Raw genomic sequence first — 26,090 nt, forward strand, 5'->3', positions numbered from 1 at the left:
GGAGTAACTTGTGATGCTGATAATCTGTTGACTAGCAGTCTGACTCCACAAGCACCCACACGAATTGCTTGATTCAGTTGTTAAAGAGCGGTTGGTTAAGATCTTTCGTCTCAACCGAGGCGCGCATTCTACAGCAGCCTCATTTGCTGTCAAGTGATTATTTTTTGAAGCTTTCAAAGTTTCGCTTGGAAATCCTTAACAACTTCAACCACTTGCGCTTCAGATCTCTCGTCAGCGGGAGGCGAATTCTACAGCGTTACACGCTGCTGTCAACACCTCTTTTTCAACTCCCTTTCGGCTTCGATGAACTGAAGCAACCTGCTGCCGAAAACTGCGTAACTCATTGTTTACCAAGGAGTTTTTCGTTTCGACTGCGCCGGAAGTGGGGCGAATTATAGGCCTCCAGAATCTGCCGTCAAGCACTGATTCGGGTTTCTATCGATATGTGCAAAAACACTGCGTATATATAGACGCGCCCGCATGGAATGCGCAGTATATTGCCCAACACAAATAGAAATACCCTTGATTCCTATATTTCGGACGATGCCACGTAATGAATGACCAGCCTCGCAGTCTAGCCTCTACTCTGTTCTCGGTTGGGCTGCTGCTCATAGCCATGGCGTCGATCCAGTCCGGAGCCTCCCTGGCCAAAAGCATGTTCTCCGTTGTCGGCCCTCAGGGGACGACAACATTACGACTGATTTTTGCCAGCGTGATCATGATGCTGATACTGCGTCCATGGCGGGCAAAACTCACGGCAAAATCCCTGCGCACCGTCATCGTCTACGGCATGGCGCTGGGCGGCATGAACTTCCTCTTCTATATGTCATTGCAAACTGTCCCGCTGGGTATCGCAGTGGCGCTTGAATTCACCGGCCCACTGGCGGTGGCAATCTACGCCTCGCGTCGTGCGATCGACTTTTTGTGGATCGCCCTGGCAGCCGCCGGCTTACTGTTACTGATACCGACGGGAGAGGCGACCGCCGGCATTGATCTGGTAGGCGCCGGTTATGCCTTGGGTGCAGGGGTCTGCTGGGCACTGTACATTTTGTTCGGTCAAAAAGCGGGGGCCGACAATGGCGTGCAAACCGCCGCACTCGGGGTAATGATCGCGGCGCTCTTCGTAGCCCCTATCGGTATTGTCCATGCCGGTTCCGCTCTATTGACCCCGTCATTGATTCCTGTGGCCCTGGGCGTCGCCATCCTGTCCACCGCCCTCCCCTACACCCTGGAGATGGTCGCGCTGACCCGCATGCCGGCCAGGACCTTCGGCACCCTGATGAGTATCGAGCCAGCCTTCGGCGCGCTATCCGGCTTGCTGTTCCTTCATGAGTACCTCTCGCTGTCACAATGGATGGCCATCATGTGCATCATTTTGGCATCCGTCGGTGCCACCATGACCATGAGCTCAGCCGCCAGACCAGCAGTAGCGGCAGATTGAAAGCGGATATGACACGGCTCTGGTATTTGCCGCTCAATTAGGCCATGTTTAGCCCCGCACCCCAGAGTCATGCCATGGACCATTTCAGATAGGGATATCGGTACGCGTCAAGCAAAAGCGAATGCAGCCAGACCCGGGCACAAGATCCGGGGACGCTATAAGGACAGTAATGAACCGATTTTTGATACTGGTCGCCGTACTTGCAATTGCAGGCTGCGCAGCGACCTCGGAAACACAGATCAAGCACGGCAAGAAAGGGCTACACATCAACTGTTCCGGATTATCTTCATCCTGGGACAAGTGCTACGCCAGCGCCGCCAATTCCTGCGCCCCCAAGGGATACAAGGTCATCGCCAAGTCGGGGGATGCCGTGGAAGAGCCCGGCGATTACCCGTTTGGCCTCAATCCTGCTGGCTATACCAGCCGCAGCATGATCGTCATCTGCAAATAGGCAGGGTCGTCGCGTCAGGTTCTCGGACTTGCGATCTGACGGCCGATTTCCTCGTAGCTGGACTTCAGCACTGTGCGCTGGATATCCGGGCTAGCCAGCATGCGCGCCACGACCAGCGCGCCAATACATTGCGACAGAATCGCCCACGCCAGGCTGTCGCTTTGCAGAACACCCGCCCAACGTTCCTGAAGCCGACAAATCCAGAGCTCCGCTTGTTGGCGGACAGTCAGGTCGGAACGGGCAATTTCCGCCCCCAATGCCGGCAATGCACATCCGGTTTCCGGATTCTCGACATGAGACATACTCAGGTACTGCTTCAAGCAGCGCTCAAGCTTGTCACGGTCCTGCCCCTCCCCCAGTCGCGTCAGGCTTTGTCCCAACTCACGTTCGACAATGCTGGCGAACAACTCGTCTTTCGACGAGAAGTGGCTATAGAAGGCGCCGCCACTCAAGCCAATCGCTTTCATCAGGCCGTCCACGCCTACCGTTGAAAATCCGGACTTCTTGGCCGATACCGCACTGCTTTCCAGCAGCCTTTGCCTGGTTTCCAGCTTGTGACTGGCCGAATAACGCATTGTCCTTCCCCCTGGATTGCTCACCTTGACGTCTGTCGAATCATAGCATAACGTTCGTTTAGTTAACGATCGTTTACCAAAATGGATCTACCCATGAATAACAAGAAGGTCGTACTGGTCGTCGGTGCAGGTGATGCCACGGGCGGCGCCATTGCCAAGCGTTTTGCCCAAGAGGGTTTTGTCGCCTGCGTCACCCGCCGCAGTGCGGACAAGCTCCAGCCACTGGTGGATGCCATCAAGGCCGATGGTGGCGAGGCACACGGTTTCGCCTGCGACGCCCGCAAGGAAGACGATGTGGTGGCACTGGTCGAGCAGATCGAAAGCGAGGTCGGCCCCATCGAGGCATTCGTGTTCAACATCGGCGCCAACGTGCCGTGCAGCATTCTCGAAGAAACCGCCCGCAAGTATTTCAAGATCTGGGAAATGGCCTGCTTCTCGGGGTTTCTCAATGCGCGGGAAGTGGCCATACGCATGGCCAAGCGCCAGCAGGGCACAATCCTGTTCACAGGTGCCACTGCAGGCCTGCGTGGCGCAGCCGGGTTCGCCGCATTTGCCGGTGCCAAGCACGGCATTCGTGCACTGGCGCAAAGCATGGCCCGAGAGCTCGGACCGATGAATATTCACGTTGCCCATGTCGTCGTCGACGGCGCCATCGATACCGACTTCATCCGTGACAGCTTCCCCGAGAAATACGCGACCAAGGATCAGGACGGCATCCTCAACCCCGAACACATTGCCGAGAATTACTGGTACCTGCACAGCCAGCCCCGCGACGCCTGGACTTTCGAACTGGACCTGCGCCCCTGGAGCGAACGCTGGTAAGCCCTCCCCTACAACAATAAGCAGAGCGCACCGAACATGAGCAAAACCGTGGAATTCCTTTTTGACCTGGGCAGCCCCACCACCTACCTGGCCTATACCCAGTTACCTGCAATCTGCGAGCAAACCGACAGCCAGCTGATCTACATCCCGATCCTGCTCGGCGGTGTGTTCAAGGCCACCGGCAACGCCTCCCCGGCGACCATTCCGGCCAAGGGTCGCCACATGATTCAGGACCTGGACCGTTTTGCCCGGCGCTATGACGTGCCACTGAAGTTCAATCCGCACTTCCCGATCAACACTCTCGTGCTGATGCGTGCCGTGACCGGCATTCAGTTGCACCAACCCGAGCGTTTTTTTGCCTTCATTGACTGCCTGTTCAAGGCCCTATGGGTCGACGGCCGCAACCTCAATGACCCGGCAACCGTGGCGGCGGTGCTGAGCGACAACGGTTTCGATCCCAATGAGGTGCTGGCACTGACCGCCGACGAAACAGTCAAGGCAACGCTCAAGGACAACACCGAGAAAGCAGTGCAGCGCGGCGTATTCGGCGTGCCAAGCATGTTTGTCGATAACCAGCTGTACTTCGGCCAGGATCGACTGGACTTCGTGCTCGAGGCCCTGAGTTAAATCTCGACCACCAACCGCCCCTTTGCCGCTCCTGACAAGAGCAGTACATGGGCGGCTTCTGCCGATTCCAACGTGAACGAGTGCGGGTCAAGCAATGGCGCGAGCTTGCCCGCTTCAATCAACTGCGCCGCCTCGTGCAGAATCTCGCCGTGATGCTCACGCCCCTTGCCGGTCAGGAGCGGCAGCAAAGTGAAGACACCGGAGTAAGTCGCCCCGCGAAAGGAAAGCGGTGCCAGGCTGTGCTGCCCCCACCCCAGGCAACTGAGCACATGACCGTGATACATCCGTGCCGCCTTGAATGACGCATCCAGCGTTTCCCCCCCTACTGTGTCATAGACAATGTCGAAGCCCTCACCGGCCGTATGCTCAGCCACATAATCTTCAACCGAAGACTTGCGGTAATCGATAAAGGTCGCGCCGAACCCTTCGATAATCGACTGCTGCCCGGCAGAACCCGTGGCAAAAACTTCTGCGCCAAAAGCGCGGGCGATTTGCACCGCGACATGGCCAACGCCACCGGCGCCGCCATGAATCAATACCGTCTGCCCGGATCGAACGCGCGCCCGGTCCACCAGGCCTTCCCAAGCCGTAATAAGCACCAGCGGCAATCCGGCAGCCTCCCGCATGCTCAAATTGTGCGGCTTGTGAGCCAACAGTCGCGCATCGACCGTCGCGTATTCGGCCAACGAACCTTGAATACCGCCAATACCGGTGGCCATGGCATACACCTCGTCCCCCGGCAACCAGCCACTGACACCCTCCCCCAACGCCTCCACGGTTCCGGCCAGATCCATCCCCACTATCGCCGGCAATGGTTGAGCCGCATGGGCCGCCTGCCCGGAGCGGATTTTGCCGTCCAGCGGATTGACACCGCTGGCCTTGATCCTGACCAATACCTGCCCCGCCTGCGGCACGGGCCGTGCAATGGAAACCAAACGTAACGGCGCATTGGCCGAGTCGACCATCAGAGCGCGCATATTCAGTGAGTCAGTCATTTCGCCATGCCCCATCAGAAGTGGATGTGGACCATCTTGCCTCGCTCAATTCATGCCGATAAGACGCTATATCGCTATAGTGACCATTCCACTACAGCATCAATGAGCGATCCCGTGGACAAACTCAATGCAATGGCGATTTTCGTGCGGGTGGTCGAACGGGGCAGTTTTTCCGCTGTAGCCCGGGAGTTGCAGACCAGCCAGCCGACCATCAGCAAAGTGTTGCAAGCACTGGAAACCCGATTGGGCGGAAAGCTGATTAGCCGCAGTACCCGCAAGTTGTCCCTGACGGACGAAGGTCGGCGGTACTACAACGAATGCCGCCGCATCCTCGCCGCCGTGGATGCGGCGGAACATAGCTTTCAATCCGGTCGGGAAAAGGTCGCCGGACCGTTGAAAGTCGGCTCGTCGGTCAGTTTCGGACGTTTGCAGATCGCCCCCCGCCTGCCGGACTTTCTCAGACACTACCCTGACGTACAGATAGACCTGCAACTGAGCGATCAAAACCAGGATCTGGTCAGCGAAGGGCTGGACGTGACTTTCAGGATCGGAGCCCTGAACGACAGTGGCCTGATCGCTCGCCTTGTCGGCACGACCCACCGGGTAACCGTCGCTTCACCTGACTACCTCAGGCAAAACGGCCAACCGCAAACACCGCAGGAACTGGGCAGGCACAACTGCCTGATGTTCAACCTGCTGAGCAGTCAAAACCTGTGGCTGTACACAAAAGACGCCCAACGCCACGAAGTGCGGATCAAGGGCAATGCGCAGAGCAACAATTCCGAGGCGATCCGCGAAATGGTGCTGGGGGGATTGGGGATTGCGTTGTCACCGGTGTGGCTATTCAGCGAAGATCTGAGCGCCGGCCGGGTGAGCGCGATTTTGCAGGACTACAGTACGTTGTCGCTGCCAATTTATGCCGTATCCCCGGCGAATCGTCGCCAATCCGCCAGGGTCAAAGCCTTTGTCGACTACATGGCTCAAGCGCTGGAAAAAGCACCTGAGCTTCACATCAGATAGCCGCAGTACGGGTATTCAGCCACTCCAGCGCGGCACCTTCGACCAACGGACTCAGGCGCTCGCGCACTTCAGCGTGGTAGGCGTTGAACCACTGTTTTTCCTCGTCCGACAGCAGCGAAGTTTCCAGGCAGCGCGTATCGATCGGGCACAGGGTCAGGGTTTCGAACTTGAGGAACTCGCCAAATTCGCTTTTGCCTGCCTCACGGTTCATCGCCAGGTTTTCGATCCGCACCCCCCAACGACCCGGACGATAGGTGCCCGGTTCAATGGACGTGATCATGCCCGGTTGCATCGCGGTTTGCGGTGCAGGTGCGGCCTGATAAGCGATGACTTGCGGACCTTCGTGGACGTTCAGGAAATAGCCGACGCCATGACCCGTGCCGTGACCGTAGTCGACACTTTCCGCCCAGATGGGCGCACGGGCGATGGCATCGAGCAGCGGCGACAGGATGCCTTTCGGGAACTGCGCGCGGGACAAGGCAATCACGCCCTTGAGCACGCGGGTGCAATCGCGCTTTTGCTCATCGGTCGGTGTGCCCACCGCAACCATCCGCGTGATGTCGGTGGTGCCGCCCAGGTACTGGCCGCCGGAGTCGATTAGCAGCAGGCCGTCCCCTTCGATCACCGCGTGCTCTTCTTCGGTGGCATGGTAGTGCGGCATCGCGCCATTGGCGTTGAACGCGGCGATGGTGTTGAAACTCAGCGACACATAATCCGGACGACGCTCACGGGCGGCGGTGAGTTTTTCGTCGATGGTCAGTTCGGTGATGCGCTCGCGCCCCAGTGCCGAGTCCAGCCAGGCGAAGAATTCGCACAGCGCTGCGCCGTCCTGTTCCATGGCCTGACGGATGTGTTCGGCATCGGCCAGGCTTTTTTGCGATTTGGCCAGGGTGGTCGGGTTCAGGCCTTCGATCAGCTTCACCCCGCTGTCGAGGTTATCCAGCAACCCCGCCGTGACCCGCGCCGGGTCGACCTGCAGGCTCGCACCGCTCGGCACGGCGCGCAGTGCGGCGGCGACCTCGCTGTAATCGCGTAAGGTCACGCCGTCCTGTTCGAGGATGACGCGCAGCTCGGCACTGACTTTGCTCAAGGCGACAAACAGCGTGGCCTGTTGCTGATTGATCAAGGCGAAAGAAACAAACACAGGGTTGAACGACACGTCGCCGCCACGCAGGTTGAACAGCCAGGCGATGTCATCCAGGGTGGCGATGAAATGCCAGTCGGCACCTCGCGCCTGAAGGGTTTCACGCAGTTTGGCGAGTTTTTCCCCACGGCTGACGGTCGCCTGTGGCGGCAGGTGCTGATAGATCGGTTCGTTCGGCAGGCCCGGGCGATCGCTCCAGACGCCGCTCAACAGGTCGATGTCGGTGCGCAGGCGGGCGCCACGTTCTTCAAGTTTGCCGCCCAGGGTCCGTGCCGATGCCACGGCCATGACCGCGCCATCGACCGCGACAACGCCGCCCTCGGGGGTTTGCTCGGCCAGCCATTCCAGTGGCCCGGGTTGACCCGGTTGCAGCTTGACCAGATCAATGCCGCTGCCCTTGAGCTCCTTGGTCGCCTGCTCCCAATAACGGCTATCGGCCCAGACGCCGGCAAAGTCCGGGGTCACGATCAGGGTGCCGACTGAACCATGGAAACCCGACAACCACTGGCGCCCTTGCCAATAGCCCGGCAGGTATTCGGACAGGTGCGGATCGGCCGACGGCACCAGCAAGGCGTGAATGCCCTCCCGGCTCATCAGTTCGCGGGTTTGCGCCAGGCGCTGGGGCACCGATCCAGTGATCGAAAGCTGCGTATTCATCGTGTCTCCTGCTAATCACTTGTTCATTATTGTTGAGTGCCGATCAACGTCGGCGCTTCGTCGCCCTATTGCCAGAATGCCGGAGCACTGGCGCAGGCTGCCTTGATCAGTTGAACCGCCTGGTCGATGTCCTGCTCGGTGGTGAAACGCCCGAGGCTCAAGCGGATGGTGCGGCCGGCCGAGCGGGCATCGTGCCCCAGGGCCAGCAGTACATGGGATGGGGTATTGCTCGCGGAATTGCAGGCCGAGGTCGCGGAAAACGCGATCGAGGCCAGCAACGCCGCCGGGTTGAACTCGCCTTCGCTGAAGGTCAGGCTCAGGGTATGGGGAATGCACCGGGTCGGGCTGCCGTTCAGGTGCACGCCGGGAACACACTGCAATTGCTCAAGCAAGCGTTCACGCAAACGCACGATAGTGGCTTTCTCTTCATCGAACGCAGCCGCCGCCAGTGCAAAGGCCGCGCCCATGGCCACGATCTGATGGGTCGCCAGCGTGCCGGAACGCAAACCGCCCTCATGCCCGCCGCCATGGATCTGCGCCTGCAAACGCTGTTGTACTCGCGGACCGACGTACAACGCGCCGATGCCTTTGGGGCCATAGAGCTTGTGCGCGGAAAACGACATCAGGTCCACGGGCCACTGCGCGAGGTCGATCGCCACTTTGCCCGCGCCCTGTGCGGCGTCGACATGAAACAACGCCCCGCGATCACGCACGACCTGACCGATGGCGGGAATATCGTTGAGGGTGCCCAGTTCGTTGTTGACCAGCATCAGCGACACCAGGAAGGTGTCCTCGCGCATGGCTTCGCTGACCGCTTGCACAGTGATCAGGCCCTCGGCGTCCGGCACCAGATAAGTCACCGCGACACCGGCTTCCTGCAGTTGCTTCGCAGTATCGAGAATGGCCTTGTGTTCGATCTGGCTGGTGATGATATGGCCGCCGCCAGTGCCGCGGGCCTGGGTCACGCCTTTGAGCGCAAGGTTGTTGGATTCGGTGGCGCCGGAGGTCCAGACGATCTGCCCGGGCGTCGCGCCGACCAGTTCGGCGACCTGGCGTCGCGCCTGTTCGACCGATTGCCGGGCCTGCTGGCCGAAGACGTGGGAGCTGGAGGCCGGGTTGCCGAAGTTGCCGGTAAAGCCCAGACACTCGACCATTACCTTGATGACCCGCTCATCCACCGGCGTGGTGGCGGCGTAATCGAAATACAACGGACGTTTATTCATATAAGACTCGCAGAGCGTGTTCCGGGATCAGGAAGCGCGTGACTGCAAACGGCAAAGCGCAGCCTTGTGAGCTGCGCGCTGTTTTCAGAACGCTACCAATACCTGATCGGATGCCGTTAAAGAAGAATTACTTCATTTAAAAGTGCGTAGGAACGCTCCTGAAAAGTCAGCTTAACAGGCATCGGGCAACCGGTTGAAGCAATGCATCAGCTAAAGCTTTCGAGCAACAGCGGATACAGCGAGCCCACGAGCAACGCGGCCATGCCCCAATTGAACAGACGCAGCCAGCGGCGATCCTTCAGAACGTTGCGCAACAGCGTGCCGCAAGCGGCCCAGACACCGACACTCGGCAGGTTGATGATCGCAAAGACGGCCGCGATCACGATCACATTAGTGAAGTAACCCTGCATCGGCGTGTAGGTGCTGATAGCGCCAATGGCCATGATCCAGGCCTTGGGATTGACCCACTGGAACGCGGCGGCGCCCAGATAGCTGATCGGTTTCGCCTCGCCCTGCTGACTCTCCGACATGGGCCCGGAATGGGCGATTTTCCACGCCAGGTACAGCAAATACGCCGCCCCCACATAACGCAGCACCGTGTAGAGCAAAGGGTAAGTCTGGAACACCGCGCCAAGGCCAAAACCGACCGCCACCACCAGTACGAAGAAGCCACAAGTGATGCCGAGCATGTGCGGAATCGTGCGGTTGAAGCCGAAGTTCACCCCGGATGCCAGCAACATGGTGTTGTTCGGGCCGGGGGTGATTGAAGTAACGAGTGCAAACAGGGCGAAGCCCAGCAGCAGGTCAAGAGAGAGCGTCATGGGTGGCAGTCCGTCAGGGTCGGTCAGGTGTTGACCCTATCGCACACCCAGAGCGAAACCCATGGACAGTTACGCGAAACTTGGAGCAGTACAGTTTCGCCTCAGCTTGGACGGCCGTGCAGCTGTACAGATCGCCCAGCGTTCATTTCACCCTGGTTGTCGAAGTTGAACGACTTTTGCGGCTGGCCAAGCAGTTCGGCTTTTTTAGCGTGGTATTCGTCGAAGGACAGGCCGCGGCGGTTCAGCGCTTCCAGTGCCAGTTCCTTGCTTTCTTCAGCCGTGTAAGGCCGAAGTTCAGGGGAAACATGGCTGGCACATCCGGCGAGTACGGAGACGGCGAGCATCAGCAAAGTAGCAATCATCGGTTTCATTTTGGCGTCCTGGCGACTGGGTTCGAGGCAATGAACACAGGCTACCCGCGCCTCCCGGGCAGCAGAAATCAACGCTTTCAATAGTGGCTATCAAGAAATGGCGATCATTGTCGATGTGCCGGGGAACGCGGGCTGGAGACGCACGGGTTGGAGCTGATGGCAGTTGAATGGCATTGCTGCTCGTCGGGCACTCGGTGAAGCGAAAGAGGCTGACCTATATTTATTCGGTCGTATAACGGCAGAGGTACTTCTATTCACACATCCGGAACAGGGAGATCCATCATGAGCGTCAAACCCATTCCAGAGGGGTATCACAGCGTCACCCCCTATCTGGGCATCAAAAAAGCCGCCGAAGCCATCGCCTTCTACAAAAAAGCCTTCGGCGCCATTGAAATCATGCGTCTGGACATGCCCGATGGCGGTGTCGGCCACGCCGAACTGCGCATCGGCGATTGCCCGATCATGCTCGGCACACCGTGCGATCAAGGGCCGCTGAGCAACCCGGACAATTCACCGTCCGTGGGTCTGCATTTGTACGTGTCGGATGTCGACAAGTCCTACAAACAGGCGATCGATGCCGGCGCAACCGTTGTATCGGAGGTCAAGGATCAGTTTTACGGTGACCGTTCGGGCACCTTGAAAGATCCCTACGGGCACCTGTGGTTCCTGGCCACGCACAAGGAAGACCTGACTCAGGAACAGATCGAGCAACGGGCGAAGGAGATGTTTCAGCAAGGTTAAAATTGTTGGTGTCGGAGCGGGCCTCTTCGCGAGCAGGCTCGCTCCCACAAGGGGCACCGCCTTCAACAGCACCGCCGACTTGCCAATCACTTGCGCAAGCATGCCCGCCCCTGACCTGTCGGCAATGAGAAACATTTTCTTTCATTTCCCCTTTCGGGATTTCCCCTGCTCATCCGTCCTACATAGATGCAGTCCTTTCGCGTAGGCAAAAGCCACGACTGGACCTTCAGCGCGCTCAGCCCTGCGAAGCCCGTAGCCGAGTTGCGTCTCATCTAGCCAAGACCTCCAACATGTCAAAGAAGTCCCGTTCAAAAATCTGGTTCCTGGTCCATAGCTGGCTGGCATTGCCGATCTGGTTTTTTGTGCTGATCGTCTGTGTAACCGGAACCCTGGCCGTCATCAGCCAGGAGATCGTCTGGCTGGCCAACCCGCCAATGCGCGCCAGCCAACCCTCGGACGATGCTCCGCTGCTCAGCTACCAGCAGGTCATCGAGGCCATCAACAGGGCCGAGCCGCAGACCGTGGTGCAGAGCATCAGTCGCCCCGACGAATCGCACTTCGCCCTGGATGTCGAAGTCAGCTACCCCGACGGGCGCTCTGTGGTGATTTATGTCAATCCGTACAGCGGCGTGATCCAGGGTGTCGCACCGGAGTTCAACTTCCGCGCCTTCACCCGCGCGCTGCACGCTTGGTGGCTGGTGCCGTTCACCAATGGTTACAGTTGGGGCTGGTACCTGGTGTCGTTTCTCGGTTTGCCCTTGCTGGCTTCGCTGATCACCGGGCTGGTGGTCTACAAACGCTTCTGGAAAGGCTTCTTCCGTCCGACCCTGCGCCTTCGCCACGGCGCGCGGATTTTCTGGGGCGACTTTCATCGCTTGAGCGGCATCTGGTCGATCTGGTTCATCGCGGTGATTTCCGTCACCGGCACCTGGTTCCTGATCCAGGCAGTGCTGTCCGACAACCAGATTTCCATTTCCACGGAAAAGATCATCCCGGCGATGTCCCGCGAAGCGGTGCCGCTGTCGCCCAATGGCTCGCCCCCGCCGCGTATCGACCTCGACCGCGCGGTTGAAATCGCCACACAGAAAATTTCCGGGCTGGAAGCCAGTTTCGTCAGCCTGCCGGGCAATGCCTACAGCCACTTGGATGTCGGCGGACGCGGTTGGTATCCATTGATGTTCCAGACCGCCACGATCAACCCGTACAACGGCGAAATCGCCGCCTCGCGCCTGATTTCGGACCGTTCGCCCCTGGAGTTCGTCACCGAATCCATGCGCCCGCTGCACACCGGCGATTTCGGCGGACTGTGGATCAAGCTGATCTGGGCGTTCTTCGGCCTGCTGCTGAGCATGATGGTGCTCAGCGGTCTGCTGATCTGGACCAAGCGCACGGCGCTGGCCACCGCCAATGCCTTCAAACGCAGTAGCAAGAAACAGCGCGACACCGCGGCGCAAGCGGCCACGAACCACGAAGTGTCAGAGGTCGACCTGTGAGCCAAGACATTGCGGCCCCGCAACCCTCGCGCCTGAATGTGTTCTGGCACAGATGGCGCTTTCACCTGAACGTCCTGTTGCTGCTGATCCCACTCGGTTTCATGCCCAAGTACTTCGCCGACGAGGCATTGATGCGCGGCGACAGTGGCCTTGGCGAACGGGAAGTCGGCGAAGTCCGGGTCGGCCCCTGGAGCCTGCGCCTGGCGGAATTGCGCAACTCAGCCCCGATGCTCGAAGGCCCCGCCGGCTTCATGAAGGGTTTCAACGCCGCGCTGTGCGAGGCCTGTATCGACCAGGTCAAGGCCACTTACCTGCGCATCGGCAAGCCCCGCAGCCTGCGCGCCGCCGGGGTGATTTTCTTCGGCGCCCCGTACCGCATGGGCGCTTCGCTGCCCGTCCCGGAAAAGACCACGGCCGATGCCGAACTGTGGATCACCATGGAAGGCTGGGACGGCGCCATGCATCAGGCATCCATTCCTTTGAGCCAGGCCTCCCCCGCCACCATCGCCTGGTTGAACAAACAAGGAGGCAAACCATGATCAACCCTATTCGCTCGCTCAACCCCCTGTTGCTGGTGCTCTGCGCCGGTTTCAGTGCCAGCGCCCTGGCCCACAACCCGATGTGCGAATGCAAGGCCATCGACGCCGAACAAATCAAGTGCACCGGCGGTTTTTCCGACGGCAGCGGCGCGCCGGGCGTGACCCTCGATGTGATCGGCTACGACGAAACCATTCTGGTGCCGGGCAAGCTCGGGCCTGATTCGTCCCTGACCTTCAAGAAGCCCGGCGCCGAGTTCTATGTGCTGTTCGATGCCGGCCCCGGTCATGTCGTGGAAATCGACCAGGCGGACATCGAGGCGCCATGAGCACTCCAACGACCCAAGTCGTGCGCCCGGCCGGTGCCGGTCACGAAACCCTCTACGTTCTGCTGCTGTGCCTGATGATCCTGGCGGTCGCAGGTACCATTGTGCTCTGGCGCGGTGAATCCCATGAGGTGAGCAGCGTCAGCAGCCATCAACTGGATGCGCGCCGTGACCTCAGTGCATCCGAGCAAGGTATCTACGCCGATCTGCGGGTGACGCTGGACGAGATCCATTTGCTGCTCCAGGAACAGCAAGCGCTGCCGACACCCGAGGCGCTGGCCGAGGAAGGGTTTGCGCCGTTTGCCCGGGACGCCAGCTCCGTCAGCCGGGGCGGCCATGCCTGGCAATTGCTCGACGCCAAGGCCTATTTCGGCCAGAGCCAGACACCGACGGTCGCCGGTTCTTTCCTGATGCGCCTGGCTGCAGCCAATGATGCACCGGACATCTGGCTCAACCGCGCCAGCACGCTCACGGCACCGGCCGACCTCAGCGACGCCGCGCTCGAAAGCGCCGGCTGGCAGCAGGTCATCGCGCAATTCGATGCCGGCGTGACCCGCCAGCACCGGCACTGAACCCTCGCCTTTTTCCGAGAGAAGACCGCTTTCCCATGCCCAATTCATCTCACCGTTGTTTTTTACGCCTGCTGCTGGTCGGCTTGCTCGCCTGCCTGCTGCCCTCACTGGCCAGCGCTGATGAAGTCAAGCGTCTGCGCATCGGCATCACCCTGCACCCTTACTACAGCTACGTGGCGAACATCGTCGGCGACAAGGCTGAGGTGGTGCCGCTGATTCCGGCCGGTTTCAACCCGCATGCCTACGAACCCCGCGCCGAAGACATCAAGCGCATCAGCGGGCTGGACGTGATCGTGCTCAATGGCGTCGGTCATGATGATTTCGCCGATCGCATGATCGCCGCCAGCGAAACCCCAAAGGTCCCGGTGATCGAAGCCAACGAAAACGTACCGCTGCTGGCCGCCACCGGCGTGGCCGCACGCGGCGCCGGTAAAGTGGTGAACCCCCACACGTTCCTGTCGATCAGCGCCTCCATCGCCCAGGTCAACAACATCGCCCGGGAGCTGGGCAAGCTCGACCCGGTCAATGCCAAGACCTATACCGAGAACGCCCGCGCCTACGGCAAGCGCCTGCGCAAGATGCGCGCCGACGCCCTGGCCAAACTGACCCAGGCACCGAACGCCGAACTGCGGGTGGCCACGGTGCATGCCGCCTACGACTACCTGCTGCGCGAATTCGGCCTGGAAGTGACGGCCGTGGTCGAACCGGCCCACGGTATCGAGCCGAGCCCGAGCCAGCTGAAAAAAACCATCGATCAACTGCGTGAGCTGGACGTGAAGGTGATCTTCTCGGAGATGGACTTTCCTTCCACTTACGTCGACACCATCCAACGCGAATCCGGGGTGAAGCTGTATCCGCTGTCGCACATTTCCTACGGCGAATACACCGCCGACAAGTACGAAAAGGAAATGACCGGCAACCTCGACACCGTGGTGCGGGCGATTCAGGAGTCCGGCGCATGACTTCAAAAGAAACACTAATCGCCCGAGACGCCGAAAACCCTGTGGGAGCCAGCCTGCTGGCGAAGGCGTCCGACCAGCCAACATCTTCCTTGAATGACACAGCGCAATCGCGAGCAGGCTCGCTCCTACAGGGGGCGGGGCCGACGCTGGATTTTGCTGACATCAGCCTGACGCTGGGGCGCACGACGATCCTCGACAAGGTGACCTTCCAGGTCCGCCCCGGCGCCGTGCACGCACTGGTCGGCCCCAACGGCGGTGGCAAGAGTTCGCTGATCAAGACCCTGCTCGGGCAAATGCCGCATCAGGGCCGCTTGAGCCTGCAATGGCCTGCCGAACCGGGAACCATCGGTTATGTGCCACAGGCGCTGGAGTTCGACCGGGGCTTGCCGATGACCGTCGACGATTTCATGGCTGTCCTGTGCCAGCGTCGCCCGGCCTTTCTCGGTTTGAGCAAACACTACGCGGCGGCGATTGGCGAGGCGCTGGAGCGGGTCGGCATGCAGGACAAGCGCAAACGCCGCATGGGCGCGCTGTCCGGCGGCGAACGGCAACGGGTGTTGCTGGCCCAGGGACTGATTCCGTCTCCGCAATTGCTGGTGCTCGATGAGCCGATGTCGGCCCTCGATGAAGCCGGCATCCGGGTATTCGAACGCTTGCTCGGCGACTGGCGAGCGGCGGGCATCACCGTGCTGTGGATCGAGCACGATCTGGAAGCGGTCGGGCGCCTGGCCGATCACGTCACCGGGCTCAATCGCCGGGTGTTGTTCGACACCACGCCGCAACAGGCGCTGACACCGGAGCGCCTGTTGACGCTGTTCTCGACGCACCCACGGAGCCTTGCCTGATGAGTTACGAAGCTTTTCGCCTGATGGTCCAGGGCTGGGCGTCGTCGGGTTATCTGCCCGAGGCGCTGGCCTATGGGTTCGTGGTCAACGCCTTGATCGCCGGGCTGCTGATCGGCCCGGTGCTGGGCGGCCTGGGCACGCTGGTGGTGGTCAAGCGCTTCGCGTTTTTCTCCGAGGCGGTCGGTCATGCCGCGTTGACCGGCGTGGCCATCGGCATCCTGCTCGGCGAACCCTACACCGGACCTTACGGCAGCCTGTTCGGCTACTGCCTGTTGTTCGGCATCCTGCTCAATTACCTGCGCAACCGCACCGGCCTGGCGCCGGACACCTTGATCGGTGTGTTTCTCTCGGTGTCGCTCGCCCTGGGCGCGAGCCTGCTGCTGATTCTGGCGGGCAAGATCAACGTGCACATCCTGGAAAACGTGCTGTTCGGCTCGGTGCTGACGGTCAACGGCAATGACCTGTTGGTGCTGGCCATCGTCGGTTCGCTGGTCATGGCCCTGGCCTTGCCTTTGTACAACCGCATCATGCTCGCCAGTTTCAACCCGCAACTGGCCGCGGTGCGCGGGGTGGCGGTGAAAACTCTGGATTACCTGTTCGTGATTCTGGTGACGCTGATCACCGTCGCCGCCGTGAAGGTCATCGGTGCAATTCTGGTGGGCGCCCTGCTGGTGATTCCGGCCGCCGCGGCACGCCTGCTCAGCCAATCGCTGAAGGGCTTTTTCTGGTGTTCGGTGCTGATCGCCACGGTCAGCACCCTGTGCGGGATTCTCGCGCCGATCATCTTCGACCTGCCGATCCCGTCCGGTGCCGCGATCATCCTCGTGGCCGGTATCGCCTTCGCCCTGGCCGCCCTCGCGCGCGGCGTTGTCCCCAGCCTGAAAGGGAACCTTGGATAAATGATTTTTTCACTGCGCCAACTGACCCTCGCCGTCGCCCTGTGCGGGCTGGTGACAACGACCATGGCCACCGACAACGGCAAACCGCTGCGGGTGCTGGCCTCTTTGCCGATTACTTATGGGCTGGGTGAAGTGTTGCTCAAGGGCACCGATGTCAGCCTCGAACGTGCGGCCCCGGCCAACCTGCCCGGCAGCCGCCAGACCGCCTACTTCACCGGCCGTGGCGCCCCGGCGCTGGCCAAGCTGGCGGACGGTGCCGATGCGGTGATCGGCCTGCGCTCACTGTGGCCGGATGACCCGCTGTACCCGATCTCCCGGCGCAGCAATATCCGCATCGTCGAAGTCGACGCTGCCCGCCCGGTGGACGGCGCCCTGCCCGGTATTGCCGTGCAACCCGGTAACAAGATCGATGGGTTGAACAGTCAACCGTGGTTCTCCAGCAATAACATGGGGCGCATGGCCGATGTGATGGCGGCGGACCTGGTACGCCTGGCGCCCGAGGCCAAGCCGAAAATCGAAGCCAACCTGGCAGCGTTGAAACAGCGTTTGCTCAAGCTCAGTGCCGCCAGCGAGGCGCGGCTGGCCAATGCGGACAACCTCAGCGTGATGAGCCTGAGCGATCATTTTGGCTACCTGATTGGCGGCCTCAATCTGGAATTGATCGGCATGGACGCACGCACCGATGCCGAGTGGACACCGGAGGCGCTAAAACTGTTGGGCACAACCCTCAAGGACAATGACGTGGCGGTGGTGCTGCATCACCGGCAGCCGTCGGATGCGCTGAAAGCGGTGATTACCGGGTCGGGTAGCCGGTTGGTGGTGTTGAGTACCGATGCCGAGGATCCGGTGGCGGAACTGGAGGGGAATGTGGATTTGCTGATCAAGGGACTGAGTGGTGTGTAGCTGAGTTATCGCGAGCAGGCTCGCTCCTACAGGGGATTTTCAGTGGACACCGAACTTGTGCAAATCCGAGATCAAATGTAGGAGCGAGCCTGCTCGCGATAGCGGCCTGATAGGCGACACAAGACCTGAAAAAGCCCGCTGACCGTTACCAGTCCAGCGGGCTTCTTTTTGCATGACCAATCAGTGCGCCACAGCCGCCTGCTCGTCCATTTTTTGCCGCAGGCTCAACGGGCGCATGTCGGTCCAGGTTTCTTCGATGTAGGCCAGGCATTCCTTTTTCAGCCCGCTTTTGCCCACGGTGCGCCAGCCTTGTGGCACGGCTTTGTAGTCGGGCCAGATCGAGTACTGTTCTTCGTGGTTGACCACGACCTGAAAGAGGATGTCCTCGCGGTCGAATACTGACGTCATGGTGTCTCTCCATCGTTATCGGGTGGGCTGCGCTGTGTGCACAGCCGTTATGTAGAAGGAACGGTCCGCAGGGCGGAAAATTTAAAGACTGGTGGTGGCGGCGGTCAGGGCCTGGCCGAAGATTTCGGCCACGCGATCGATCTGCACGGCAGTAATCACCAGCGGCGGCAGGAAACGCACCACCGCGCCATGGCGGCCACCGAGTTCCAGAATCAAGCCACGCTTGAGGCATTCGCGCTGCACCAGGGGTGCCAGGCGGGCGAAGGCCGGCGGGTGACCTTGAGCATCCAGTGCGCCTGTCGGGTCGACCAGTTCGACGCCAAGCATCAAGCCACGTCCGCGAATGTCACCCAGTTGCGGGAAGTCCCGCTGCAGGATGCGCAGGTGCTCGGCCAGGCGCTCGCCCATCGCGGCGGCATGCTCGCAGACCTTGTGTTCCACCAGATAACGCATCACTGCGGAACCGGCGGCCATCGCCATCTGGTTGCCACGGAACGTCCCGGCATGGGCACCCGGCAGCCAGGTGTCGAGCCAGTCGCGATAGACCACCACCGCCAGCGGCAGGCTGCCACCGATGGCCTTGGACATCACCACGACATCGGGAATGATCCCGGCGTGCTCGAAGGCGAACATTTTGCCGGTGCGGGCGAAGCCACTCTGGATTTCATCGACGATCAGCGCGACACCCGCCGCTTCGGTGATCCGCCGCACACCGCGCAACCAGTCCAGATCCGCCGGGATCACCCCGCCCTCGCCTTGCACCACTTCCACAATCACCGCCGCCGGCAATTGCACGCCGGCCTCGGGATCGTTGAGCAGGTTTTCCAGATAACTCAGGTTGGCCTTGACCCCTTGCGCGCCGCCAAGCCCGAACGGGCAGCGGTAATCGTAAGGGTACGGCATGAACTGCACGCCACTGCCGAGCAAGGCGCCCAGGGGCTTTTTCGGCCCCAGGCTGCCCATCAGGCTCAACGCGCCCTGACTCATGCCGTGGTAGCCCCCCTGGAACGACAGCACGGTGCTGCGACCAGTGGCGGTGCGCACCAGCTTCAGTGCCGCTTCCACCGCGTCGGTGCCGGTCGGGCCGCAGAACTGGATCTTCGCTTCAGCGGCGAGGGCTGGTGGCAGCAGACCGAACAGATCCTGGACAAACCGGTCCTTGACCGGGGTGGTCAGGTCCAGGGTATGCAGCGGCAGTTCATCGGCCAGCACTTGCTGAATGGCTTCGATCACCACCGGGTGGTTGTGCCCCAGGGCCAGGGTTCCGGCGCCGGCCAGGCAATCGATGAAGGTGCGGCCTTCGACGTCTTCGACATACAGGCCCTTGGCGCGTTTGAGTGCCAGGGGAATGCGCCGTGGATAGCTGCGGGCGTTGGATTCCTGCCGGCTCTGACGGGCGAGCAGCGGCGATTCGTTGAATTGATAAAGCGTCTCGGCGGACGTCGCCGGCTGCTCTTCGATAAGGCTGGTAGCGACTGACATCTCTCGACCCCTCAATACGCTGTGAATAGTGACCAAAACTGCACACCGGGCAGGTGCGCGTTCCGGTCACGGGGCGCACTTGTCAGGTTTTCCTGTTCTGGAAACGCATCAGCGCTGGAAGGATTTAGGCGGTAACACGCAAACCTCGGTAGGAGCGAGCTCTGCTCGCGATGGACTCAAGAACACCGCGTGCATTCAGAAAGCACGCGTTATCGTTATCGACCATCGCGAGCAGAGCTCGCTCCTACAGTGGTATGTGGTGATTTTCAGACCGGTTGCAGCGGCATCGTCAGCTCAACCCGCAAGCCGTCCGGCCGGCTATCGAAATGCAGGGTGCAACCGCAACGCTGAACGATGGCCTGGACAATCGCCAGCCCCAGACCACAACCGGTGCTCTGGCCGTTGCGCCAGAAACGCTGGGTCAGGTGTTGCAGGTCTTCTTCGGCGATCCCCGGCCCATGGTCGCGCACCACGAACTGCACACGATCGCCGGTGGTTTCCAGGCTCAACTCCACCGTTTTGTCGGCAGGGGTATGGCGCAGTGCGTTGTCGAGCAAGTTGCGCAGCGCGGCAATCGACAGCACAGCGGGCATTTGTACCGGCGCGGCGGAAACCTTGCCCGGCGCCTGAAACCTGATGCGCTGGCGATCGCCGCTCGCCGCGTCCTGGATCGCCAGTTTCGCCACTTGCTCGGCGTTGCATTGCACACCGTCGTCAAACGACAGACTGCCCTCGACCCGCGCCAGCAACAGCAATTGTTCGAGGGTCCGGTGCATGCGGTCCGCCCCCTCTTCGGCCCGGGCCAGGGACTGATCCCGGGCGCTGCCGTCAGTCATCCGCGCCACTTGCAGGTGGGTCTTGATCGCGGTCAGCGGGCTGCGCAGTTCGTGGGCCGCGTCTCCGGTCAGGCGACGTTCGCGCTCGATGGTCTTGCCGATGCGCTGGAGCAACTGGTTCTGGGTTTCCAGCAAGGGTTGCAGCTCGCTGGGCAGCGGCTGGATCTGCAAGGGTTCGAGGGAGTCGGCGCTGCGGCGCATCAAGGCGTCACGCATGCGGTTGAGCGGCGCCAGCCCCTGACCGATACCCAGCCAGAGCAAACACAGGCAACCGAGCAGCGCCACACCCACCGGCACTGAAGCGGCCAGCAGGATCGACATGTTCAACGCCTCGCGCTCGATCTGCCGGTCGGCGGTGGTGATGCGCAAATCACCCCGGGCCAGTGTGAAACTGCGCCACGGCGCGCCGTCGATCATCTGATCGTGAAAACCGAGTTTCTCGGCCTCCAGAGTCTGCTGCGGCTCGGTGTGACTGCGAGCGAGGATTTCACCGCGCAACGAGCTGACCTGACAGGCCATGCCGCCCGGAATGTTCAGTTGTTCGGCGCTGAAATGAGTGCCCTCGCCCTTGCTCGGCACGGGCGGCAGTTGCTCCATCAGGCCGGCAACCATGCGTGCCGATGCCACCAGGCGCTGGTCGAGGGAAAACATCATTTGATTGCGCAAATCGCTGAGCATCCAGGCCGCGGCCAGGGCCCAGATCAAGGCAAATGCGGCGCCGAGCGTCAGGCTCAGGCGCAAACGCAGACTCATCACTTCGATTCTTCTCCGCCATCAGCCGGCCCCAGGCGATAGCCCAGGCCGCGCACCGTCTCGACAATACCATTGCCAAGTTTACGCCGCAGGTGATGGATATGGACGTTGAGGGCATTACTCTCCAACTCGTCGTTGAAGCCATAGACGCTGTCCTTGAGCTGCTCGGTGGACAACACCCGCCCACGGTTGTGTAACAAGGCTTGCAGCAGCGCCTGTTCGCGGCGCGACAAGTCCACCGGCAGCCCCGCGAGCGTGGTTTCGCGGCTGCTCGGGTCGTAGGTCAGGGCGCCGTGTTCGATCAGGTTGACGCTGCGCCCCGCCACCCGCCGCAACAGCGTGTGCAAGCGTGCAGCGAGTTCGCGCAGATCGAACGGCTTGAGCAGATAGTCGTCGGCGCCGGCCTGCAGGCCATCGACGCGATCGGTGACCGAGTCACGGGCCGTGAGGATCAGCACCGGCAGTTCCAGACCGTTATGGCGCAACTGCTGCAACAACTTGAGGCCATCTTCGTCGGGCAAGCCAAGATCGAGCACCATGACGTCGAACTCCGCCACCTTGAGCATCGCCCGGGCTGCTGACGCCGTGGCCACATGTTCCACGGTCAGGCCCTGGGCAGTCAGGCCGGCGACGATACCGCTGGCGATCAGTTCATCGTCTTCGCAAACCAGTACGTGCATGGGCGCTCCAAAAGTAAAAACCAGAGTCAAACACCTGTGGATTAAGGCGCAATTATGACAAGGGGACCGACTGACGAACAGCATGAAAAAGCTCCAGCCCATCCGTCGCGCCCGACACGCGTGTTTACAGGAACACGCAAGTTTGGTGACCTCAATTAGCATGGAAATATAAAGCCGATAAAAACACCTTCAACTTACTCTAGCAAAAACGATAATCTCGCCCCAACTTCGAAGACCGAAAACAGCACATCTCGAAGTACTTCACCACTTAAACATTCTGAAAGGAATCAGATCATGCCAGAACTTAAAAATTTTGTAGCTACCGACCACCGCAGCGGACCCGATCGCATTTACTTTTTCTTCAAGGACACGAACACCTACTCTCGCTTCAACTTGGGGGACAACAAGGTCGCGGACAATCACCCCGCCTCTGTAGTCTCGCACTGGGACGACTTTGACCAACATGTGAAAGACCTGCGCTTCGGGTTTAACACTTCGGGCCGTAACTGGAATCTCGAATTCGAAAGTGATATGACTTGGTTTTTCTATTACGATGGCAATAAACCGATGGTATGCAAGTACGATCAACACAACGACAAAGTAAAGTTCAAAAAAAACATTTCAGAAACTGACTGGTCGCCACTACTACCTTACTTCGACAAAATTATTGGTGTCATGTGGGATGAAAAGGCGGAAATCAAGCACACTTTCCACATACTGCTGAATGACGGAAACTACTTCATCTACAATCCGTGGTTAAAAAAAGCATCGAAATTAAACCCGTTCAAAGGCTCGATGTGGAGCAAACTTGAGCAATATAAAGATCGCATGATAACGACAGTACTTAACGACCACCCACTACTTGACACATTTTTTTATATCTTCCTGACCAAAAATGAATATCTGAGATTTGACGTAAATAAACGGAGCATATCGGATCCGATCGCGATCGATGAAGAGTCGTGGCCAGGATTAATTGTAAAATAGGCATCCGCGCCCACATGATTCGGGTACCCGTCATCGATCAACTGTCTGAAAAGCCGGAATCAAACGACGCATTTTTAATCCCACAACGGATGGGGTTAATCATCGGTTAATCGCCACCCGCCACCGTGCACCTCATTAGCACAGGGCAAAGGCTTATCCATGCGTCGTCTGTTTTTACTTTTTACCCTAATGATCGCGGGCCTGGCCCAGGCGGGAACCAATCCGTTCGACACCAAACCTGAATTTCTCCCGGTTGATAAAGCCTTCACGTTTACCTCTGAACGTCTGGATTCCGGTGAAACCCAGCTCTATTGGCAGATCACCGACGGCTATTACCTGTACCAGAAACGCTTGAAGTTCGACGGACTGCCCGTCGCGCAGCATCCCGCGTTGCCGGAAGGTGAAACCCACAGCGACGAGTTTTTCGGCGAGCAGCAAGTCTACCGTCAGGGCCTGGAATTGAAGATTCCGGCGGGGGCCAGCGGCCAGGTCAAGGTCAGTTACCAGGGCTGCGCCGATGCCGGCTTGTGTTATCCGCCGCAAACCCGGGTCGTGGACCTGGGTAACGCCAATACGCAGAGTGTGGCCAATGAAGCACCGGATCAGGCACTGGCCAGTAGCCTGCAGCAACGGGCGCTGGGCTGGAGCCTTTTGCTGTTCTTCGGCCTGGGCCTGTTGCTGGCCTTCACGCCTTGTTCATTGCCGATGCTGCCGATCCTGGCCGGGTTGATCGTCGGCAGCGGCGCCACGCCCATACGTGGATTGGCCCTGGCCAGCAGTTACGTGATCAGCATGGCGCTGGTGTATGCGGCGATGGGTGTCCTGGCCGCCTCCCTCGGGGCCAACCTGCAAGCCTGGTTGCAGAACCCCTGGCTGCTGGGGAGTTTCGCGGCGATTTTCGTGCTGCTGGCGCTGCCGATGTTCGGCTTCTTCGAACTGCAGCTGCCAGTGGCCGTGCGTGATCGCCTGGAAAACGTCTCACGCAATCAACGTGGCGGCAACCTGATCGGCGCCGGCGTGCTGGGGGCGCTGTCTGGTCTGCTGGTCGGCCCATGCATGACCGCACCGCTGGCCGGCGCCCTGCTCTACATCGCGCAAAGCGGTAACGCGTTGCATGGCGGGCTGATCCTGTTCGCCATGGGCATCGGCATCGGTGTGCCACTGTTGCTGCTGGTGACCGTCGGCAATCGCTTCATGCCCAAACCCGGTGCCTGGATGAACCTGGTCAAAGGCATTTTCGGCTTCCTGTTCCTCGCCACCGCATTGTTGATGCTACGCCCGGTGCTCGACGAGTCCCTGTGGGTCGGCTTGTGCGGTGCGCTGCTGTTGATCGCGGCCTACAGCGCCTGGAAACAGTCGGAAGGTTTTGGCCGTATCGCACACCTGTTTGGCGCCAGTTCGTTGTTGCTGGGTTTGTGGGGTGGCCTGCTGGTGATCGGGGCGGCCGGCGGCAGTGATGATCCGTTCAATCCATTGCAGGTCTTCCGCGCCTCGGACCAGGCGGTGACCGCCGTGCCGGTTGGCCACGATGCCTTCACCACTCTCAAGGATCCGCAGGCACTGCAACGGGAACTCGACACTGCCCAGGCTCAGGGCCAGTGGGTGCTATTGGACTACTACGCCGACTGGTGCGTGTCGTGCAAGGTCATGGAAAAACAGGTCTTCGGCAAAACCCGTGTCCTCGAAGCCTTGAGTGATGTGCGCTTGCTCCGACTGGACGTCACCGCCGACAATGCCGCCAGCCGCGAACTGCTTGGCCGTTACAAAGTGCCAGGGCCACCGAGCCTGCTGTGGATTGGCGTTGACGGTGAAGAGCGGCGCAGCCAGCGCATCACCGGCGAGGTCGATGCCGATACTTTCCTGCAACGCTGGACCGCCACCCGAGACGCTCGTTAATGCTGACCTTCACCCTCGGCACCTTTGCCATCGCGCTTAATCACCTGCTGCTGATCAGTGCGCTGGCGCTGGCCACCTTTGTCGGCTGGCGGGTCGCCAAGCGTGGTGGTGAAAACCCCGAATCGGTACTGTTCAGTCTGTTCCTGCTGGGCATGCTGGCGGCCCGAATCAGTTTCGTGGTGGCCTATTGGGTGCACTATCGCAACGATCCGTGGCAGGTCATCGACCTGCGCGATGGCGGTTTTCTCGCCTGGCCGGGGGTGATTGTGGTTTTGCTCGCCACGCTGTATCGCGGCTGGCGTCGCCCGGGGCTGCGTCGCCCATTGGGCTATGGCGTGGCCAGTGGCCTGGCGTTCTGGCTGCTGGCGACGTTCTCCCTGTCGATTTATGAACAAGGCACACGCCTGCCGGAAATCACCCTGCGTAACGCCGCCGGCGAAACCGTGCAACTGGCCGACTACAAGGGCGGCCCCTTGGTGATCAATCTCTGGGCTACCTGGTGCCCGCCGTGCCGCCGGGAAATGCCGGTGCTGGAAAACGCCCAGCAACAGCGTCCGGACCTGACGTTCCTGTTCGTCAATCAGGCGGAAAGCATGCAAAGCGTCGCGACCTTTCTGGAAACCCAAGGCCTGAGCCTGTCCAACGTGCTGTTCGACGGCAGCGGGCGTCTGAGTCAGGCCGTCGGTTCCATGGCGTTACCGACTACGCTGTTCTACAACCCCGAGGGTCGCCTGCTGGGCAGCCATCTGGGCGAGTTGTCGGAAGCCAGCCTGGCCCGCGCGCTGGAAAACTTCGACACCGTACCTGCCACCTCTTCAAGGAAATTGCCATGTCCCGCCTCCGCCACCTGCTGACCCTGAGCCTCGGTGCCGCCCTGTTGCACCTGCCATTGGTGCAGGCCGAAGAGTTGCCCGATGCGATCAAGAAAATCGAGGCCAAAGGCGCGAAAATCGTCGGTCAGTTCGACGCCCCCGACGGTTTGCGCGGTTATGCCGCGCAATACCAGAACCGCGGCATGGCGCTGTACCTGACCCCGGATGGCAAACACGTGTTGCTGGGCAACCTGTATGACGCCCAGGGCAATGACCTGAGCAGCGCGCCATTGCAGAAACTGGTGTATGCCCCGATGGCCAAGGAAGTCTGGGCCAAGTTCGAAACCAGCAACTGGATCGGCGACGGCAAGAAGGATGCGCCGCGCGTGGTGTACCTGTTCAGTGACCCGAACTGCCCGTACTGCAACATGTTCTGGGAGCAGGCCCGGCCGTGGGTCAAGGCCGGCAAGGTGCAGTTGCGCCACATCATGGTGGGCATCATCCGCGAGGACAGCCCCGGGAAATCCGCCGCACTGCTCGCCGCCAAAGACCCGGAAAAAGCCCTGCAGGATCACGAAGCGGCTGGCAAGGACAGCGCGCTCAAGGCCTTGAAGGAAGTGCCGCCGGTGATTCAGGCAAAATTCGCAGCCAACATGCAATTGATGGAAGAGCTGGAACTGCAGGCGACCCCGGCGATTTTCTACATGGACGACAAGGGTAATCTGCAACAGCAGCAAGGCGCGCCGTCGCCGGACAAGTTGGCGAAGATTCTCGGGCCTAAATAATAATCCGACATCCATCTTGGACTAACA

28 protein-coding genes are annotated in these 26,090 nt (G+C 60.3%); 18 read left to right on the top strand and 10 right to left on the bottom strand.

The features are described from left to right. Positions 1-553 precede the first annotated feature (553 nt). Positions 554-1,441 (top strand): threonine/homoserine exporter RhtA, encoded by an 888-nt coding sequence (gene rhtA, locus BSF44_RS25195; protein WP_095945815.1) that lies wholly within the window; start codon positions 554-556, stop codon positions 1,439-1,441. Positions 1,442-1,610: 169 nt separating this feature from the next. Next, positions 1,611-1,892 carry a hypothetical protein gene (locus BSF44_RS25200; protein ID WP_095945816.1) on the top strand — a complete coding sequence of 94 codons (282 nt, stop codon included), beginning with the start codon at positions 1,611-1,613 and terminating at the stop codon, positions 1,890-1,892. A 14-nt stretch (positions 1,893-1,906) separates the two neighbouring features. Here the strand turns inward: BSF44_RS25200 and BSF44_RS25205 are convergent, their stop codons facing one another. Further along, a complete protein-coding gene (locus tag BSF44_RS25205; protein WP_095945817.1) occupies positions 1,907-2,467 on the bottom strand; it encodes a TetR/AcrR family transcriptional regulator in 561 nt (186 codons plus the stop codon). A 93-nt stretch (positions 2,468-2,560) separates the two neighbouring features. Here BSF44_RS25205 and BSF44_RS25210 point away from each other — a divergent pair, with 93 nt between their 5' ends. Then, entirely contained in the window at positions 2,561-3,289 is a 729-nt protein-coding gene (locus tag BSF44_RS25210; protein WP_095945818.1) for an SDR family oxidoreductase, read from the top strand. A gap of 36 nt (positions 3,290-3,325) precedes the next feature. Continuing rightward, the gene (locus BSF44_RS25215; RefSeq protein WP_095945819.1) at positions 3,326-3,916 is read left to right on the top strand and encodes a 2-hydroxychromene-2-carboxylate isomerase; all 591 of its coding nucleotides are present in this window, start codon (positions 3,326-3,328) and stop codon (positions 3,914-3,916) included. On the opposite strand, the gene BSF44_RS25220 is transcribed toward BSF44_RS25215, so the two are convergent. Continuing rightward, positions 3,913-4,911 (bottom strand): zinc-dependent alcohol dehydrogenase family protein, encoded by a 999-nt coding sequence (locus BSF44_RS25220; protein ID WP_095945842.1) that lies wholly within the window; start codon positions 4,909-4,911, stop codon positions 3,913-3,915. The two genes, BSF44_RS25215 and BSF44_RS25220, sit on opposite strands and share 4 nt — an antisense overlap. 102 nt (positions 4,912-5,013) lie before the next feature. Between BSF44_RS25220 and BSF44_RS25225 the strand changes: the two genes are divergently transcribed. Next, positions 5,014-5,931, top strand: coding sequence for a LysR family transcriptional regulator (locus tag BSF44_RS25225; RefSeq protein WP_172435398.1), 918 nt, complete (start codon positions 5,014-5,016; stop codon positions 5,929-5,931). On the opposite strand, the gene BSF44_RS25230 is transcribed toward BSF44_RS25225, so the two are convergent. The 4 genes from BSF44_RS25230 to BSF44_RS25245 form a co-directional block, all read right to left on the bottom strand. Beyond that, a complete protein-coding gene (locus tag BSF44_RS25230) occupies positions 5,924-7,732 on the bottom strand; it encodes an aminopeptidase P family protein (protein WP_095945821.1) in 1,809 nt (602 codons plus the stop codon). The genes BSF44_RS25225 and BSF44_RS25230 overlap by 8 nt on opposite strands. 65 nt (positions 7,733-7,797) lie before the next feature. Further along, on the bottom strand, positions 7,798-8,955 hold the full coding sequence (locus tag BSF44_RS25235) for a cysteine desulfurase family protein (RefSeq protein ID WP_095945822.1): 1,158 nt from the start codon (positions 8,953-8,955) through the stop codon (positions 7,798-7,800). A 206-nt stretch (positions 8,956-9,161) separates the two neighbouring features. Continuing rightward, a complete protein-coding gene (locus BSF44_RS25240) occupies positions 9,162-9,776 on the bottom strand; it encodes a LysE family translocator (protein WP_007993943.1) in 615 nt (204 codons plus the stop codon). 101 nt (positions 9,777-9,877) lie between these two features. Beyond that, on the bottom strand, positions 9,878-10,147 hold the full coding sequence (locus BSF44_RS25245; protein WP_008054245.1) for a hypothetical protein: 270 nt from the start codon (positions 10,145-10,147) through the stop codon (positions 9,878-9,880). Between the two features lie 282 nt (positions 10,148-10,429). On the opposite strand from BSF44_RS25245, the gene BSF44_RS25250 reads away from it, so the two are divergent. From BSF44_RS25250 to BSF44_RS25290, 9 genes are all read left to right on the top strand, one after another. Further along, positions 10,430-10,888: a VOC family protein gene (locus BSF44_RS25250; protein ID WP_095945823.1), complete on the top strand. Its 459-nt coding sequence runs from the start codon at positions 10,430-10,432 to the stop codon at positions 10,886-10,888. 290 nt (positions 10,889-11,178) lie between these two features. Further along, complete coding sequence (locus BSF44_RS25255) at positions 11,179-12,381, top strand: PepSY domain-containing protein (protein ID WP_095945824.1); 1,203 nt, start codon at positions 11,179-11,181, stop codon at positions 12,379-12,381. After that, positions 12,378-12,920, top strand: coding sequence for a thiamine pyrophosphate-binding protein (locus tag BSF44_RS25260; RefSeq protein ID WP_095945825.1), 543 nt, complete (start codon positions 12,378-12,380; stop codon positions 12,918-12,920). The genes BSF44_RS25255 and BSF44_RS25260 overlap by 4 nt, the downstream gene beginning before the upstream one ends. Then, positions 12,917-13,246, top strand: a complete 330-nt coding sequence (locus BSF44_RS25265; RefSeq protein ID WP_095945826.1) for a hypothetical protein — start codon at positions 12,917-12,919, stop codon at positions 13,244-13,246. Before BSF44_RS25260 ends, BSF44_RS25265 begins: the two co-directional genes overlap by 4 nt. Continuing rightward, entirely contained in the window at positions 13,243-13,815 is a 573-nt protein-coding gene (locus tag BSF44_RS25270; RefSeq protein WP_095945827.1) for a DUF6162 family protein, read from the top strand. The genes BSF44_RS25265 and BSF44_RS25270 overlap by 4 nt, the downstream gene beginning before the upstream one ends. A 35-nt stretch (positions 13,816-13,850) precedes the next feature. Beyond that, a complete protein-coding gene (locus BSF44_RS25275; RefSeq protein ID WP_095945828.1) occupies positions 13,851-14,777 on the top strand; it encodes a metal ABC transporter substrate-binding protein in 927 nt (308 codons plus the stop codon). After that, entirely contained in the window at positions 14,774-15,622 is an 849-nt protein-coding gene (locus tag BSF44_RS25280) for a metal ABC transporter ATP-binding protein (protein ID WP_095945829.1), read from the top strand. Before BSF44_RS25275 ends, BSF44_RS25280 begins: the two co-directional genes overlap by 4 nt. Further along, a complete protein-coding gene (locus BSF44_RS25285) occupies positions 15,622-16,521 on the top strand; it encodes a metal ABC transporter permease (RefSeq protein ID WP_095945830.1) in 900 nt (299 codons plus the stop codon). Before BSF44_RS25280 ends, BSF44_RS25285 begins: the two co-directional genes overlap by 1 nt. Then, the gene (locus BSF44_RS25290) at positions 16,522-17,424 is read left to right on the top strand and encodes a metal ABC transporter solute-binding protein, Zn/Mn family (RefSeq protein WP_095945831.1); all 903 of its coding nucleotides are present in this window, start codon (positions 16,522-16,524) and stop codon (positions 17,422-17,424) included. A gap of 180 nt (positions 17,425-17,604) precedes the next feature. On the opposite strand, the gene BSF44_RS25295 is transcribed toward BSF44_RS25290, so the two are convergent. The 4 genes from BSF44_RS25295 to BSF44_RS25310 all read right to left on the bottom strand — a co-directional run bounded on the left by BSF44_RS25295 (position 17,605) and on the right by BSF44_RS25310 (position 21,583). Beyond that, entirely contained in the window at positions 17,605-17,832 is a 228-nt protein-coding gene (locus BSF44_RS25295) for an MbtH family protein (RefSeq protein ID WP_057713869.1), read from the bottom strand. 81 nt (positions 17,833-17,913) lie between these two features. Continuing rightward, the gene (locus BSF44_RS25300; RefSeq protein WP_095945832.1) at positions 17,914-19,314 is read right to left on the bottom strand and encodes an aspartate aminotransferase family protein; all 1,401 of its coding nucleotides are present in this window, start codon (positions 19,312-19,314) and stop codon (positions 17,914-17,916) included. Between the two features lie 266 nt (positions 19,315-19,580). Continuing rightward, positions 19,581-20,906, bottom strand: a complete 1,326-nt coding sequence (locus BSF44_RS25305) for an ATP-binding protein (protein ID WP_095945833.1) — start codon at positions 20,904-20,906, stop codon at positions 19,581-19,583. Continuing rightward, complete coding sequence (locus tag BSF44_RS25310; RefSeq protein WP_095945834.1) at positions 20,903-21,583, bottom strand: response regulator; 681 nt, start codon at positions 21,581-21,583, stop codon at positions 20,903-20,905. The genes BSF44_RS25305 and BSF44_RS25310 overlap by 4 nt, the downstream gene beginning before the upstream one ends. A gap of 294 nt (positions 21,584-21,877) precedes the next feature. Here BSF44_RS25310 and BSF44_RS25315 point away from each other — a divergent pair, with 294 nt between their 5' ends. The 4 genes from BSF44_RS25315 to dsbG all read left to right on the top strand — a co-directional run bounded on the left by BSF44_RS25315 (position 21,878) and on the right by dsbG (position 26,063). Beyond that, on the top strand, positions 21,878-22,570 hold the full coding sequence (locus BSF44_RS25315) for a hypothetical protein (protein WP_095945835.1): 693 nt from the start codon (positions 21,878-21,880) through the stop codon (positions 22,568-22,570). Between the two features lie 159 nt (positions 22,571-22,729). Then, entirely contained in the window at positions 22,730-24,466 is a 1,737-nt protein-coding gene (gene dsbD / locus BSF44_RS25320) for a protein-disulfide reductase DsbD (RefSeq protein ID WP_095945836.1), read from the top strand. Continuing rightward, entirely contained in the window at positions 24,466-25,320 is an 855-nt protein-coding gene (locus tag BSF44_RS25325; protein WP_095945837.1) for a TlpA disulfide reductase family protein, read from the top strand. The genes dsbD and BSF44_RS25325 overlap by 1 nt, the downstream gene beginning before the upstream one ends. Beyond that, entirely contained in the window at positions 25,296-26,063 is a 768-nt protein-coding gene (gene dsbG, locus BSF44_RS25330; protein WP_095945838.1) for a thiol:disulfide interchange protein DsbG, read from the top strand. The genes BSF44_RS25325 and dsbG overlap by 25 nt, the downstream gene beginning before the upstream one ends. The last annotated feature ends 27 nt before the right edge of the window (positions 26,064-26,090 follow it).

Source organism: Pseudomonas sp. ACN8, from assembly GCF_002303925.1.
Lineage (GTDB): Bacteria > Pseudomonadota > Gammaproteobacteria > Pseudomonadales > Pseudomonadaceae > Aquipseudomonas.

Coding starts and splice junctions, on each gene's coding strand:
- BSF44_RS25245 (WP_008054245.1), bottom strand. CDS start 10,147: ATGAAACCGATGATTGCTACTTTGCTGATGCTCGCCGTCTCCGTACTC.
- dsbG (WP_095945838.1), top strand. CDS start 25,296: ATGTCCCGCCTCCGCCACCTGCTGACCCTGAGCCTCGGTGCCGCCCTG.
- BSF44_RS25285 (WP_095945830.1), top strand. CDS start 15,622: ATGAGTTACGAAGCTTTTCGCCTGATGGTCCAGGGCTGGGCGTCGTCG.
- BSF44_RS25295 (WP_057713869.1), bottom strand. CDS start 17,832: ATGACGTCAGTATTCGACCGCGAGGACATCCTCTTTCAGGTCGTGGTC.
- rhtA (WP_095945815.1), top strand. CDS start 554: ATGAATGACCAGCCTCGCAGTCTAGCCTCTACTCTGTTCTCGGTTGGG.
- BSF44_RS25290 (WP_095945831.1), top strand. CDS start 16,522: ATGATTTTTTCACTGCGCCAACTGACCCTCGCCGTCGCCCTGTGCGGG.
- BSF44_RS25315 (WP_095945835.1), top strand. CDS start 21,878: ATGCCAGAACTTAAAAATTTTGTAGCTACCGACCACCGCAGCGGACCC.
- BSF44_RS25210 (WP_095945818.1), top strand. CDS start 2,561: ATGAATAACAAGAAGGTCGTACTGGTCGTCGGTGCAGGTGATGCCACG.
- BSF44_RS25275 (WP_095945828.1), top strand. CDS start 13,851: ATGCCCAATTCATCTCACCGTTGTTTTTTACGCCTGCTGCTGGTCGGC.
- BSF44_RS25255 (WP_095945824.1), top strand. CDS start 11,179: ATGTCAAAGAAGTCCCGTTCAAAAATCTGGTTCCTGGTCCATAGCTGG.
- BSF44_RS25300 (WP_095945832.1), bottom strand. CDS start 19,314: ATGTCAGTCGCTACCAGCCTTATCGAAGAGCAGCCGGCGACGTCCGCC.
- BSF44_RS25265 (WP_095945826.1), top strand. CDS start 12,917: ATGATCAACCCTATTCGCTCGCTCAACCCCCTGTTGCTGGTGCTCTGC.
- BSF44_RS25215 (WP_095945819.1), top strand. CDS start 3,326: ATGAGCAAAACCGTGGAATTCCTTTTTGACCTGGGCAGCCCCACCACC.
- BSF44_RS25230 (WP_095945821.1), bottom strand. CDS start 7,732: ATGAATACGCAGCTTTCGATCACTGGATCGGTGCCCCAGCGCCTGGCG.
- BSF44_RS25220 (WP_095945842.1), bottom strand. CDS start 4,911: ATGACTGACTCACTGAATATGCGCGCTCTGATGGTCGACTCGGCCAAT.
- BSF44_RS25270 (WP_095945827.1), top strand. CDS start 13,243: ATGAGCACTCCAACGACCCAAGTCGTGCGCCCGGCCGGTGCCGGTCAC.
- BSF44_RS25325 (WP_095945837.1), top strand. CDS start 24,466: ATGCTGACCTTCACCCTCGGCACCTTTGCCATCGCGCTTAATCACCTG.
- BSF44_RS25205 (WP_095945817.1), bottom strand. CDS start 2,467: ATGCGTTATTCGGCCAGTCACAAGCTGGAAACCAGGCAAAGGCTGCTG.
- BSF44_RS25240 (WP_007993943.1), bottom strand. CDS start 9,776: ATGACGCTCTCTCTTGACCTGCTGCTGGGCTTCGCCCTGTTTGCACTC.
- BSF44_RS25235 (WP_095945822.1), bottom strand. CDS start 8,955: ATGAATAAACGTCCGTTGTATTTCGATTACGCCGCCACCACGCCGGTG.
- BSF44_RS25200 (WP_095945816.1), top strand. CDS start 1,611: ATGAACCGATTTTTGATACTGGTCGCCGTACTTGCAATTGCAGGCTGC.
- BSF44_RS25310 (WP_095945834.1), bottom strand. CDS start 21,583: ATGCACGTACTGGTTTGCGAAGACGATGAACTGATCGCCAGCGGTATC.
- BSF44_RS25280 (WP_095945829.1), top strand. CDS start 14,774: ATGACTTCAAAAGAAACACTAATCGCCCGAGACGCCGAAAACCCTGTG.
- BSF44_RS25225 (WP_172435398.1), top strand. CDS start 5,014: ATGAGCGATCCCGTGGACAAACTCAATGCAATGGCGATTTTCGTGCGG.
- BSF44_RS25250 (WP_095945823.1), top strand. CDS start 10,430: ATGAGCGTCAAACCCATTCCAGAGGGGTATCACAGCGTCACCCCCTAT.
- dsbD (WP_095945836.1), top strand. CDS start 22,730: ATGCGTCGTCTGTTTTTACTTTTTACCCTAATGATCGCGGGCCTGGCC.